The following is a 12,792-nucleotide window of genomic DNA, read 5'->3' on the forward strand; positions in this document are numbered from 1 at the left end:
GCGACGTGACCCAGCTGAACCGCAGGCGTTTCCTGTCCGGTGGCATCGCGATCGCCGGAAGCGGCGCGATCGGCGCGCTCGGGCTGTCCGGCACCGCCGCCGCGGACCCGGGCCGGGCCGCCGAGGCCGCGGGCGCCCCGGCGCTGCACGGCGGGGGCGGCGAGCTCACCCGCGGCTGGACCTACCGGGCGGCCGACGGCGCCGCGCTGTCCGGCCGACGGCTGTCCGGCGCGCAGAACATCGCCGGGCTGAAGCCCGCCGTCGTGCCGGGCACCCCGCTCACGAGCATGATCGCGGCCGGCGAGTACCCGGACCCGCTGTACCGCCACATCGTCACCGACACCGTGCCGGACACCCTGAAGGACACCGGCTACTGGTACCGGGTCGCGTTCCCGGTCCCGCGGCTGCTCCCGGGCCAGCGGTTCTGGCTGGAGTTCGGCGGGGTCAACTACCTCGCCACCGTCTGGCTCGACGGCACCGAGGTCGGCACCATCGAAGGTGCGTTCTCCCGTGGCGTCTTCGACGTCACCGGCATCGTCGCCCGCGCGGACGGCGTGGCCCATCTGGCGGTGCTGGTCGGCCGGCTCGACTACGCCGAAGGCCCGTTGAAGCCGAGCTACGCCAGCGGGGTCACGCGCGGCGGCCGCAACGGCGGCCCGACCGGGATCACCCTGGAGAACGGGCCGACCTTCTTCTGCACGGCCGGCTGGGACTGGCTGCCCACCATCCCGGACCGCGACCTGGGCATCTGGCAGCCGGTCACCTGGTCCACCACCGGCCCGGTCCGGCTGTCGGACGTGCACGTCGACCCCGAGCTCTCGCCCGACCTGCGCACGGCCGAGGTCACCCTCGGCCTCACCCTCGACAGCGCGTTCCCCGCGGCCCGGCCCGTGGTGGTCTCCGGTTCGGTCGACGGGCGCCGGTTCCGGCGGAGCGTGACCGTGCCGGCGGGCGCGTCCACGGTCGAGCTCACCTCCGACGACCTTCCCGCGCTGCGGCTGGACCGCCCGAAACTGTGGTGGCCCAACGGGTACGGCGACCCCCACCGCTACCGGCTCACGGTCGCCGTCGAGTCCGGCGGCGCGGTCTGCGACGAGCGGGTGGTGGACTTCGGCGTCCGGCGGATCGAGTACTCGCGGCCCCTGCCGTCCCCGGACGGGACGACCGTGGACGCGCTGGCGATCACCGTGAACAACCAGCCGATCCTGGTCATGGGCGGCAACTGGGGGCTCGACGAGGCGCTCAAGCGCTGTCCGGCCGAGCGGCTGCGCGAGCAGGTCCGGCTGCACCGCGACGCCAACCTCAACCTGATCCGGAACTGGAACGGCCAGAGCAGCAGCGAGGACTTCTTCGCGGCCTGCGACGAATACGGCATCCTGGTCTGGCAGGACTTCTTCTCCTCGACCGAGGGCCCCGGCCCGGCCGACACCGGACGCGACCTGGCGAACATCCGCGAGTGCATCGTGCGGTTCCGCAACCACCCGTCGATCCTGCTCTGGTGCGGCGGCAACGAGGGCCCGCCGCCACAGCCGCTGATCGACGGGCTCGACGCGCTGGGCGCCGAGCTCGACCCCCGGCGCCTCGTGCTGACCAGTTCGGCCGGCGACACCGGCGCGAACCCGGTCGACGGCTACACCTCGGGTGGTCCGTACCACTGGGTCACCCCGGCCACCCACTTCGGCACCAACGACGGCACGCACTGGCCGCCGTTCCACAACGAGGTCGGCTCCTACTCGATCCCGACGCTGGAGTTCGTCCGGAAGATGCTGCCCGAGGCGTCGTGGGAGCACCCGGACGACTTCTGGGCCGACCGCGACGTCAACGGCAACGGCGGCAACGGCGGTGGCGCGGGGTACCTCGCGCTGACCGCCCAGCGGTACGGCGAGGTGCGGAACCTGCCGGACTTCGTCCGCAAATCCCAGCTGATGAACTACGAGTGCATCAAGGCGATCTTCGAATCGCACGCCGCGAGCATGACCGGCGCCGCGCCGGGCCGGCCGTATCCGCGCACCGGCGTGATCATGTGGATGACCAATCCCGCGCAGCCCAGCTTCGTCTGGCAGATGTACAGCCACGACCTCGAGGCGCATTCTTCGTTCTACGCCGTGCAGCACGCGTGCCGGCGGGTGAACGTGATCCTCGACAGCCGGACCTTCGACGTCGTGGTGGCCAACCACACCCGGGCGGCGGTGTCGGGCACGGTCGCCGTCACCCTCTACGGCCTCGACGGGAAGGCGTTCGCCGGCACCACGCTGCCGGTCGGCCGGGCCGGAGCGGCCGGCCACACCGTGGCCGGGAACATCGCCGCATCGCTGAAGACCACGCCCGGCGAGGTCGCCTTCGCCCGCCTTTCGCTGCGGGACCGCCGCGGCGCGGAGCTGGTCCGCAACTTCTACTGGCTCGAGCACCCGGAGCGGCCGAACGGGTTCACCGGCCTGGACGAGCTGGCCCCGGCCGCGGTGTCGGTCACCGCGAACGCGCCGAACGGCCGCGATCTGGTGGTGGAGGTGGAGAACACCGGCTGCGCCCTGGCCCTGATGCTGCACCTGCAGCTCTACCACACCCGCACCGGCGAACGCGTCCTGCCCGCGACGTTCAGCGACAACTACTTCAACCTGGCCCCCGGCGAGTCGGGCACGGCCCGGCTCGCGCTGGCCGGGCTCCCGCGCGAGCTCGGCGTCCGGGTCGACGGCTGGAAGATCGACCAGCGCGCCTCGCGCCTGCGAGGCCGCGGCGTAGCCGTCACCTTCAACCAGGACGCCCTGTCCACCCAGCCACCGACGAAGACGTTCGGCGGCTAGGAAGTCGTCCGGCCCGGGGGCTAGCGGCCGAGCCGCGCGCGGGCGTCTTCGGTGACGGGGGCGAAGAAGTTGACCACGTGGCCGTCGGGGTCGCGGAACAGCAGGGAGCGGTTGCCCCACGGCATGGTGGCCGGTTCCTGGACGATCTCGGGGGCGTCCGCCAGCCCGGTCAGGCGCCGGTACTCGCGGTCGACGTCCTCGACCAGGAACTCCAGGACCACGGTGCCGTCCGCCCGGTCGACCGGCAGGGTCCCGGTGGCGCCGATGGCCAGCTTGCCCGACGGACCGGCGAACTCGGCGAACACGCCGGCCGGACCCAGCCCTTCGAGGCCGGTCACCTGCGCGTAGAACCCGGCGAGGCGGGCGACGTCACTGCTGATCACCCGGGCGGAAGCGAACTGCACGGTGGATCCTTTCGGTGTCGGAGGCCGGCGGGCCCGTCCTCCGGGGTCACCGGCGACCTTAAGAGCGATAGCGGACAGGATCCGCCCGGTATTCGAAGGGACTTTCCCCGGCCGGGCGACCCGGCTTCTGTCCACTGAGGACTCCGGCCCCGGGCCGGCGGGAAATCGGCGGCGCGGCCGGGACATTCGCCCAAACTTGCCCGAAACATCCTTTTCTCAACCATGGGCGGTTGCCGCGCCCCGGTGAACTGCTCATGCTGTTCTCCGGCTCGCCTGGAGGCAGGAGTAAGGGAAACCACATGCACCAGCAGCACTGCGCCACCGAGGGCGCCGCCCGGCGTCCGCCGGGGGCGCTACCGCCCGCGGTGCGGTTCGGGCCCTTCCACCGGGCGTTGTCGGAGGCCGTGGACCACCGTGGGCTTTCCCTGTCCCGGCTCCGCGCCCATCTCGCCACGCGCGGGGTGTCGGTGGCCGAGTCGACTTTGAGCTACTGGCAGCGCGGGCTCCGCCACCCCTCCGCGGCCCGGTCGCTGGGGGTGGTGCGGGCGCTGGAAGCGGTGCTGGGGCTGCCTTCGGACAGCCTGGTCGTGCTGATCGGCCCGCACCGGGCGCCGGGGGACGGCGATCGGCGGCCGTCGCTGCCGGAACTGCAGCAGAGCTGGACCGAGACCTGCGCCCTGCTCGAAGAGCTCAGCGGGCTCCCCCGGGCCGAGGAGAACGCGGACCTCGACGTCGTCACCGTCGTCGACGTGCTGAGCCTCGACGCGGACGGGCGGACCGGCGAGATCACCTCCACCATGGTGGTCCGGGCGCGGCGCTCCGGCGCGGACAGCTTCCTGGTCACCCACCAGGACGAGCCCGGCAGCGACGTCACGGCGACCACGGTGGTCACGGTCGACGGGTGCCGGATGGGGCGGCTGCGCCGGAACGCGCCGTCGGCCGGGATGGTGTTCGAGCTGCTCTTCGACCGCGGGCTGGCCGCGGGCGAGACCCACACGTTCGCCTTCACCCTGCGGCTCGACGCCGCCATCCGGGCGACCGGGTTCCAGCGGGTCGTGCGCGCCCCCATGTCGGCCTACCTGCTGCGGCTGCGCTTCGACGCGGCCCGGCTGCCCGCCCGCTGCCTGAAGACCATCCGTCCTCGCGAAGACCTCGAACCACTGCTCAGCGAGCCGCTGTTCTGCGGTCCGGGCGCCACCGCGAGCGCCTACTTCGAAGATCTCGGCGTCGGCATCGCCGGAGTCGACCTCATCTGGGATTGAGCGCCGGGGCGGTCCCGGCCCGCGGGGACGCTCCCGAGCCCCTGGTGGCGCGCCCGCCGCCGCCTCAGCACCACCGCCGCCACCACGAGCGCGGCCACGCCCAGCCCGGCCAGCCCGGCCGGCAGCCACCCCGGCTGTCCGGCGTCCGGCGCCCCGGAACCCGTCTGGGCGAAGCCGACCCCGCCCCGGTGCTGGTAGTCCGAACCCGGCAGCTTGTCCGCGTACCGGGCGTGCACCGCGCGCTGGTAGTCCGGCAGCGGGACCACCTGCCCCAGCGGCGACTGCGGCAGGCTGGCCTGCAGCAGCACGACCCCGTCCGCGCCCAGGTCGTACCAGCCGTTGATCTGGGGCTCGTTGAGCAGCACCGAACCGGGCCGGAGCCGGGCGCTCAGGACCTGTTCGTCGTTGCCGGACAACACGTTCCCGACGACCCAGCCGCCCGGCGCCGAGCTGTCCGGGCTCGCCCGCAGCGTGGCCTTCGCGCCGGAGTCCGCGGTGGCCGTCACGGCGATGGACCGCAGCACCCCGGCCGGGGCGCCGGCCTCGCCCGCGACGAAGGCCGGGTTCAGGGTGTAGACCGGGATCCCCCGGTCGTCGAGCGTGATCTTCCCGGGTTCGGCACCGCCGACCTGCCGGAAGTTCGATCTCGCGAAACTGATCGCGTGCGGCTGGCCGGCGGCTTTCACCGCGGCGGCCAGGTCCCCGGCCGAGGGCGGCGTGAGCCGTCCGGCGGCCGAAGCCGAAGCCGTGACCGCGGCCGGGACCAGCGCCGCCACCGCGACCGCGAAACCCAGGACGAACTTCCGGCAGATCTCGGTCATGGCCCCGGGTCAGCCCTTCCGGATGTTGACGATGGTGTCGTTCCAGCGGAACTGGCTGTTGCTGCGGTACTGGTTGTAGTCCCAGGTCTGGTACCGCTGGTAGGACGGCCACGGGTCGCCGAGCATGATCGTCTGGTTCGAGCTGTCGTAGCCGTAGATCACCTCGGCGTGCCCGCCGCCGGAGGTCCAGTAGATGCCGGTCAGGTTGAGGATGCCGGCGTCGACCTGCTTCTGGATCGAGCTGTAGCTGATCGTCCCGCCCGCGTCCTGCGCGGAGAACCCGGTGCCCCGGAAGCCCTGCACGATCTCCGGGATCTCGGCCGCGTCGTTCGGGCAGTTGCCGACCTGGGCGCCCTTGCCCGCGGCGCAGAACTGCTCCTGCGAAGCGCTGCCACCCTCCGACTTCTCGATGCTGGAGCCGTCCGCGGCCCAGCACCACTCGTTGTTCTGCTGCACCTGCTGGGTGTAGTTCAGCCGCTTCGACGCCGGGAGCGCGTGGGCGGCGCGGGCGGCGCCGGCCGGGGTCACCTCCTGCACCTGCGTGTGGACGGCGGTCTGCTCCAGCCCGTGGGGCCGGCCCTGGTCACCGCCGGACTGCGCGAACGCGGAAGCGGGCAGCAGGGCCAGGGCGAGGGCGGTCGCCCCGGTCGCCACGACGGCCCGGGCCGCCCGTCGAGTGGATCGGTTGTCCATCGGATCTCCTCCGGAAGGGATGGGGGACAGGGAGTTCGGGCCGGGAACCGGGATGGGCCACCCGGCCGGGAACCACTCTGGGCGGCCCGGGCCCGGCCGGGCAATGGCCGGACCGGGGCCGGGGGCGGCGGTGTGAGCGTTCACAGGGCCCGAAGGCCGGGGACGGACTGCCACGACCGGGTCCGGCGCCCGCGCGGTCACGCGGGGTTCGCAATATTCACTCCGCGTTCACACCGGATGAATCCCGCCCGCTTTCCCGGGCACCGGCAGGGTCGGGCCGATCGGGCCGGCCCCGGGCCGGAACCACGCGAACATTTCCGGGCCGGGAAACTCCGGCGGCGCCGGAAGGGCCGATCGATATTCGCCCGTTAAGCGCGCTCCACCGGCCCGGGAGACATTCTTTGACCGGGTCCGGGGACGACTCGCGCGGTTTTACCCGGCCGGTCGGACTGTCCGATCCACTGTGGATTACAGTATGCTGTGGATGTGAATCTGCGTGGCTCCGCGCAGATCCGGCTTTCCCAGGAGGAATCGGCCCCATGGCGCAAAAAGTTCTGGTCCAGATGGTCGATGACATCGACGGTGGCGAGGCCAGCCAGACGGTCCCGTTCGGCATCGACGGCATCCAGTACGAAATCGACTTGTCCGATGACAACGCGACCACCTTGCGCGAGGAGTTCGCGCGGTACATCGCCGCGTCGCGTCGCACCGGCGGCCGCAAGCTGCGCTCGATCACGGGGGCCACGACCACCACTTCCGCCGACCGGGAGCGTTCGCGGGAAATCCGCGCCTGGGCCCTGGCCAACGGCTGGGACGTTTCCGAGCGCGGCCGTATCCCGGCGAACGTCATCGCCGCCTTCGACGAGCGCGACCAGGCTCCGGCCAAGGCACCGCGCAAGCGCACTCCGAAGAAGGCGTAACCGCCCGGGAACCGAGGCCACCGCCCGCCGCGCGCCCGAGGCGTTATCCGGCTCCGGCGCCGCGGCGGCTGAAAAGCTGGCTCGCGGGCGGGCGGATTGCGCCGTTCAGGAGACCGAAACCGGACGGTTCCGGCTGACGGTGCCGACCGTGGCGGTCACGGAATCGCCCAGGATCTCGAACAGTTCCGTCCACCCCCCGGGGGAAACCCCGATCACGTTCGCCGCGGCCCGCAAGGGCGGCCGCATCCGGGCATTCGGCGCCGGCGATGCGCCGTTCCCCACCCGGCTCGACCGCGAGGACGAATCCGGCCCACCGCCCGCGGCCGCCCGGCTTCCCCCCCGGCACCGCGAAGTCACCCCTCACCGCGATTCCCGGGATCTCCGGCCGGGTTCCGCCCGTTTCGATCGGGGACCCCGCCCGGACCGGGCTCACAGGGGAATGGCGTGCCGGGTGACGTAGTGCCGGATCAACGCCCCGGTCGAGCGGCGAAAGGAATTCTGCCCGCCCTCGTCCAGCGCGCCCGCCAATTCGCCGAGCTCGGTCCGGACCGCCTCGTGCACCAGGTGCACGACCGCGCGGCCGGCCTCGGTGACGGTGACGTGAACGGCGCGCCGGTTGCCGGGGACCGCGTTCCGGCGCACCAGCCCCCGCCGCTCGGCGCGGTCGACCAGGCCGGTGACGCTGGACTTCTCCAGTTCCAGGATGCCGGCCAGCCGGCGCATGCCGATTTCGCGGTCTTCGAGCACGGCGAGCATCCGCACCTGGGTGATGGAAAGTCCCTGTTCCCCGGCGAGGCGGCCCAGGACCGCCTGCACGAGGAACGAGAGCTGGATGAGCCCGTCGGTCAGGCTGAGCTCCGGCGCCGGGGCGCCTTCGGGTGCGGAAGCGGTCACAACGGCCAGGCTAGCTTGACCGAGTTCGTGACACCAACTATCTTGGTTCGTGACACCAACAGTATGTGCAACCAACCAAGAGGTGCGCATGGTCTCCCCCGCGCCAAAACCGGCGGAAGGCGCGTCGCCGTGGTCATCGGCAGCACCCGCCCCACCCGGATCTGCGGTGGTATCGCCACCTGGGTGCGCGACCGCCTGCACCAGGACAGCGACCTCGGTTGCGAACTGGTCGACCTGGCCGAAATCGCGCTGCCGTTCCTCGACGAACCCGTCAAGGCCGCGGCGCAGCAGTACGAGCACGAGCACACGCGGGCCTGGAGCGAGCTCGTGCAGGGCTACCACGGATTCCTGTTCGTGTTCCCGCAGTACAACTGGGGTTATCCGGGAGTGCTCAAGAACGCGCTGGACTACCTCTACCGGGAATGGCACGACCGCCCCGCGAGCCTGCTCACCTACGGAACCCGCGGCGGCGGCAAGGCGGCCGAGCAGTTCATCAGCGTGCTGCACGGGCTGCACATGCGCGTGCTCGACACCCACATCGAGGCCGTCGTCACCGACCAGGACCTCGGCCCGGACGGGCAACTGCGCGACCTCGACCGCACGCTGCGCCCGTATCGCGCCCGGTTGCGCAAGATCGGCGAAGAGCTGGCCGAAGCGCTTTCCGGCCGTGAATGACCGCACCCCGCCACCAGAAAAGGGAGGAACGACCATGCCGGGAACCGCACGCCGGGTGGGCTTCATCGGGCTCGGGAGGATGGGCAGCGCGCTCGCCGGGCGGCTGCTCGACGCCGGGTACGACCTCACCGTGTGGAGCCGCAGCGCGGGCCGAGCCGACGAACTGGTGGCCCGGGGCGCGACCCTGGGCGACGGTCCCGAAGACGCGATCGCCACCGGAGCCGTCTTCTCCATGCTGAGCACCGAAGAGGCGGTGCGGCAGGTCTTCACCACCGAGCGGCTCCGAGCCGCGCCGGAGGGCTTCGTCCACGTCAACCACGCGACGGTCAGCCCCGGGGCGGCCCGCGAATTCGCCGCGAGCGGGGCGGGTTACCTCAGCGCCCCGGTGGTCGGCCGCCCGGAAGCCGTGGTGGCCGGGAAGCTGGCCGTGCTGGTCTCCGGCCGTCCGGACCTCCGCGCCGCGGCGGCACCGATGCTCGCCGCGCTCGGCCGGCGGGTGTGGGACTTCGGCGACTCCGCGGACGCCGCGCCGACCGCCAAGATCTCGGTCAACTACCTGATCATCCACGCGCTGCAGGCCCTGTCCGAGTCGATCACCCTGCTGGAGCACGCCGGGCTGGACGCCGGGCGGTTCGTCGAGATGATCACCGATTCGGTCTTCCCCGGCCCGGTCTACCGGGGCTACGGCGAAGCCATCGCCACCGCCACGTTCACCCCGCCGGGATTCACCACCAAGCTGGGGTTGAAGGACCTGAATCTGGCGCTGGACGTCGCCGGCGGGCTCGGCGTGGACCTGGCCACCGGAGCGGCCCTGCACGACGTGTTCACCACCGCGGTCGAGCAGATCGGCGCCGACCTCGACTGGGCCGGCATCGCCGAGGTCACCCGGCGCCGGTCCGGCGGCGGGCTCCCCTGAGAGCGCACCGGACCGCGGCGACGGACGGCGGGGAACACCGGACCGGGCTGCGGTCCGCCAGGGACCTCCTCCCGATCAGCGAGGCGGCGGCGGGGAACGGTCCGGGAGGCGTGTCCGACGAGCGCCCGTACTTCCGCGCGGAAGTACGGCGGCCCGCGATCACCGCCTCAGCGTCCTGACCCCGGCTCGCCCGCTCCGGCCTCCCGCCGGCCCGTTCACCGCTGCTTCCGCCGGAGCCCGGCCAGCCGACCCAGCCCGGCCTTCGCCGCCGGGGCGGGCGGAGCCTCCCGTTCCCGGCCGCCGGACAAGTACGCGGCGAGCCCGGCGACCGTGGGGTGCTGGTAGAACGCGACCAGCGCCACGGGTGCGTCGAGTCGCAAGTGGAGGGTGGCCAACGTCAGCGAAGTACCGCCCAGGTCGAAGAAGTTGTCGTGCACGCCGATCTCCTCGGTGCCCAGCAGCTCGCGCAGCAGCGTCACCAGCTTGCGTTCCCACGGGGTCCGCGGCGGCGCGGCGGCCGAGGCCCGGCCGGGACCGGGCGCGGGCAGGGCGCCGCGATCGACCTTTCCGCTGGCAGTGAGCGGCAGGACCGGCAGCGCGGTCAGCGAAGCCGGGATCAGGTGGTACGGCAGCCGCTGGGCCAGCTGCGCGCGAAGGTCGTCCGGGACCCGAGGCACCACGTAGCCACACAGCCGCGGCGTGCCATCGGATCCCTTGTGGACGGTGACCGCGGCCTGCTCCACTTCGGCGTGCGCGGTGAGCGCGGCCTCCACCTGGTGGGGCTCGATCCGGTAGCCGTCCACTTTGAACTGACCATCGGCCCGCCCGAGCACTTCCACGGTTCCGTCCTCGTGGCGCCGGGCCCGGTCGCCCGTGCGGTGCAGGCGGGCACCGCGCCGGCCGGGGTCGGGGACGAAGCGGGCCGCGGTGAGCGCCGGGGCTCCCAGGTAGCCGTCGGCCAAGGCCACGCCGCCGATGTAGAGCTCACCCTCCACCCCCGGTGGCACCTGGCGCAGTTCGGGGTCGAGGACGCGGGCCACCACGCCCGCCAGCGGGGTGCCGACGGGCACCGACCGGCCGGCGAAGTCCGGGGCGATCCGGTGGGTCAGCGCCGTGATCGTGGTTTCGGTGAGCCCGTAGGCGTTGACGACCGGGACGGCCGGGCCCCGGCACCAGGCGGCGAGCGCACCCGGGTCGACCGGCTCGCTGCCCACCACCAGCAGGCGCAGCGACGGGACCGACGGAGCGCCCGCCGCCCACCTCTGCCAGTAGCCGGAGGGCAGGTTGGCCACGGTGATCTCCAGCCGCCGCAGCACCGCGGTGAACTCCGCGGGTGCGGGTGGGTCCGGGCAGACCACCACGCAGGCGCCGGCCAGCAGGGTCGGGAAGATCTCCTCCGCGGCCACGTCGAACGCGAGGCCGGCGAACTGCAGCACCCGGTCGCCCGGCCGCAGCCCCAGCCGGTCCCGCATGGCCTGGGCGTGGTTGGCCAGGGCCGCGTGCCCGACCACCACCCCCTTGGGCCTTCCGGTCGAGCCCGAGGTGAACAGGACGTAGGCCGAACCGGGCCGGGCGGCGCCGCCGCCGGGCAACGGCTTCACCCCCTCGTCGGTCAGCAGCAGCCGGGCCCCGGCCCGCTCGATCAGCTCGGCCGCGTGCGCTTCGGTGTGGCGCGGGTCCAAAGGCAGGTAGGCCGCGCCCGCCAGGAGCACGCCCAGCACCGCGGCCGGGACCCCCGGGCCACGCGCCAGGGACAGCGCGACGACCTCACCCGGCCGGACGCCGTGCCGGCGGAGCTCGCCGGCGAGCGCCTGCGCCTGGGCCACCAGCTCGCGGTAGGTGCTGGTGCCGGACCGGCCGGCCACCGCCGGAGCGTCCGGAGTGGACAGTGCCTGCCGGAGCACGAGCTCGGGCACCGGGACCGCCGTCGGCCGGGCGGGCTCGGCCGCCTCGGCCGGCGGTTCGTCGACCAGCTCGGCCAGGCGGCGGTGCGGATCGCGGGCCCGCCGGAGCACCTCGGCGAACCGCGAGGCCAGCGTGCGGACCTCCGGCGCGCCGAGCAGGTCGGTGGCGTAGCCGAACTCGGCTTCGAGGTCGCCGCTGCCGTCCGCCGCGAGGGAGACCACGGCGTCGAGGTCGAACTTGGCGGGCAGCAGCGGGGCGGGCAGGGCGGTGGCGGTGAGCCCGGCCAGCTCCGGGCCGGCCGGCGGCCCGGGCTCGAAGCCGAAAGTGGCCTGCACCAAGGGCAGCCCGGCCGGGTCGCGGGGCAGCCGCAGGCGCTCCACCAGCGCGTCGAACGGGACCTGGTGGTCGAGCGCGGCCAGCAGCGCGCCGCGCACGCGGTGGACCAGGACGTCGAAGGTGGGGTCGCCCGCCAGGTCGATCCGGACCGGGACCGTGGTGACGAACAGGCCGATCAGCGGTTCCAGCTCCGGGGCCGACCGGGTGGAGGCGGGCACGCCGACCACCACGTCGTACCGCCCGGTCGCCCGGCCGAGCACCAGCGCGTACGCCGCCAGCAGCACGACGAACGGCGTGGTCCGCGGCGGGGTCCGGACCAGGCCGCCGGCGAGGCGGAACCGGTGCACCGCGCTCGCGGTCGAACGCGGCCCGCTCCCCCGCGCGCCGGGCGGGAGGCCGAGGACGGCCGGGACCCCGTCGAGGGTCTGCGACCACCACCGGAGCGAGGACTCGGACACGGCTTCCGCCGCCGCGGGCGTCTCCAGCGGCGGACGCGGTGGCGCGCCCGAGTACCCCTCGCCCAGCTCCTCGAACAGCAGCCGCACGGACCAGCCGTCGCAGATGACGTGGTGCAGCCGGAGGGAGAGCACGTGGTCCTCCGGGCCGAGGCGGATCAGGCGCGTCCGCCACAACGGCCCGCCGGCCAGGTCGAACGGCTCCCGGGCCCATTCGTCCAGCAGCGCGGGGAAAGCGTCACCGGTGCTCACGCTCAGCGGCAGGGAAATCGACGCCGTCCGGGCGACGTGCCGGTACGGTTTGCCCTCGCGTACCGGGAAAGTGGTCCGAAAGGCCTCGTGCCGGGCGGCCAGCGCGGTCAGCGAACGGGTCAGCGCCGCCCGGTCGAGCGGGCCGGTGAGCAGCACCGCGAGCGGCACGTGGTAGAGGGAACTGCCTGGGTACAGCCGATCCAGGTACCACAGGGCGTGCTCGGCGGGGGTCAGCGGCGGGTAGCCGGGGGCGGTACGGGAATCCCGCATCCGGCCGATCTCAGACATAACGGCGAGAGCTCCTCGAACCGAAGGGATTTCACGCGGATTAATCTTATTGTGCACAATTATCCTCGAAAACAATGGCGGCCGTGTGCTCCGAGCGGGTGTAACCCCCCTCACAGCGGTGTGCGGTGACGCTGTTCACTCGAATGTTGGTCCACAGCGCGACCGAGCGT

At 73.1% G+C, this 12,792-nt stretch carries 10 protein-coding genes; 5 read left to right on the forward strand and 5 right to left on the reverse strand.

Features of this window, described 5'->3' with window-relative positions:
* The first annotated feature begins 5 nt into the window (after nucleotides 1-5).
* Nucleotides 6-2,801, forward strand: a complete 2,796-nt coding sequence (locus NYF13_RS19960; RefSeq protein WP_315658750.1) for a glycosyl hydrolase 2 galactose-binding domain-containing protein — start codon at nucleotides 6-8, stop codon at nucleotides 2,799-2,801.
* Nucleotides 2,802-2,821: 20 nt separating this feature from the next.
* Here NYF13_RS19960 and NYF13_RS19965 read toward each other — a convergent pair whose 3' ends face one another.
* Nucleotides 2,822-3,205, reverse strand: coding sequence for a VOC family protein (locus NYF13_RS19965; protein WP_315658751.1), 384 nt, complete (start codon nucleotides 3,203-3,205; stop codon nucleotides 2,822-2,824).
* 299 nt (nucleotides 3,206-3,504) lie between these two features.
* On the opposite strand from NYF13_RS19965, the gene NYF13_RS19970 reads away from it, so the two are divergent.
* Nucleotides 3,505-4,467, forward strand: coding sequence for an XRE family transcriptional regulator (locus NYF13_RS19970; protein ID WP_315658752.1), 963 nt, complete (start codon nucleotides 3,505-3,507; stop codon nucleotides 4,465-4,467).
* Here the strand turns inward: NYF13_RS19970 and NYF13_RS19975 are convergent.
* Both NYF13_RS19975 and NYF13_RS19980 read right to left on the reverse strand, forming a co-directional pair.
* Nucleotides 4,413-5,288, reverse strand: coding sequence for a hypothetical protein (locus NYF13_RS19975; protein WP_315658753.1), 876 nt, complete (start codon nucleotides 5,286-5,288; stop codon nucleotides 4,413-4,415). The genes NYF13_RS19970 and NYF13_RS19975 overlap by 55 nt on opposite strands.
* 9 nt (nucleotides 5,289-5,297) lie before the next feature.
* A complete protein-coding gene (locus tag NYF13_RS19980) occupies nucleotides 5,298-5,981 on the reverse strand; it encodes a papain-like cysteine protease family protein (protein ID WP_315658755.1) in 684 nt (227 codons plus the stop codon).
* A gap of 539 nt (nucleotides 5,982-6,520) precedes the next feature.
* Between NYF13_RS19980 and NYF13_RS19985 the strand changes: the two genes are divergently transcribed.
* Nucleotides 6,521-6,901: an Lsr2 family protein gene (locus tag NYF13_RS19985; RefSeq protein ID WP_315658756.1), complete on the forward strand. Its 381-nt coding sequence runs from the start codon at nucleotides 6,521-6,523 to the stop codon at nucleotides 6,899-6,901.
* Nucleotides 6,902-7,330: 429 nt separating this feature from the next.
* Here NYF13_RS19985 and NYF13_RS19990 read toward each other — a convergent pair whose 3' ends face one another.
* Nucleotides 7,331-7,795, reverse strand: a complete 465-nt coding sequence (locus NYF13_RS19990) for a MarR family transcriptional regulator (RefSeq protein ID WP_315658757.1) — start codon at nucleotides 7,793-7,795, stop codon at nucleotides 7,331-7,333.
* A 129-nt stretch (nucleotides 7,796-7,924) separates the two neighbouring features.
* Between NYF13_RS19990 and NYF13_RS19995 the strand changes: the two genes are divergently transcribed.
* A complete protein-coding gene (locus tag NYF13_RS19995; protein ID WP_315658759.1) occupies nucleotides 7,925-8,470 on the forward strand; it encodes an NADPH-dependent FMN reductase in 546 nt (181 codons plus the stop codon).
* A 34-nt stretch (nucleotides 8,471-8,504) separates the two neighbouring features.
* Nucleotides 8,505-9,386 carry an NAD(P)-dependent oxidoreductase gene (locus tag NYF13_RS20000; protein ID WP_315658761.1) on the forward strand — a complete coding sequence of 294 codons (882 nt, stop codon included), beginning with the start codon at nucleotides 8,505-8,507 and terminating at the stop codon, nucleotides 9,384-9,386.
* Nucleotides 9,387-9,601: 215 nt separating this feature from the next.
* On the opposite strand, the gene NYF13_RS20005 is transcribed toward NYF13_RS20000, so the two are convergent.
* On the reverse strand, nucleotides 9,602-12,622 hold the full coding sequence (locus NYF13_RS20005; protein WP_315658762.1) for an AMP-binding protein: 3,021 nt from the start codon (nucleotides 12,620-12,622) through the stop codon (nucleotides 9,602-9,604).
* Between the last annotated feature and the right edge of the window lie 170 nt (nucleotides 12,623-12,792).

The sequence above is a fragment of the Amycolatopsis sp. PS_44_ISF1 genome (assembly GCF_032335455.1).
Classification (GTDB): domain Bacteria; phylum Actinomycetota; class Actinomycetes; order Mycobacteriales; family Pseudonocardiaceae; genus Amycolatopsis.

Coding starts and splice junctions, on each gene's coding strand:
- NYF13_RS19985 (WP_315658756.1), top strand. CDS start 6,521: ATGGCGCAAAAAGTTCTGGTCCAGATGGTCGATGACATCGACGGTGGC.
- NYF13_RS19970 (WP_315658752.1), top strand. CDS start 3,505: ATGCACCAGCAGCACTGCGCCACCGAGGGCGCCGCCCGGCGTCCGCCG.
- NYF13_RS19975 (WP_315658753.1), bottom strand. CDS start 5,288: ATGACCGAGATCTGCCGGAAGTTCGTCCTGGGTTTCGCGGTCGCGGTG.
- NYF13_RS20000 (WP_315658761.1), top strand. CDS start 8,505: ATGCCGGGAACCGCACGCCGGGTGGGCTTCATCGGGCTCGGGAGGATG.
- NYF13_RS20005 (WP_315658762.1), bottom strand. CDS start 12,622: ATGTCTGAGATCGGCCGGATGCGGGATTCCCGTACCGCCCCCGGCTAC.
- NYF13_RS19980 (WP_315658755.1), bottom strand. CDS start 5,981: ATGGACAACCGATCCACTCGACGGGCGGCCCGGGCCGTCGTGGCGACC.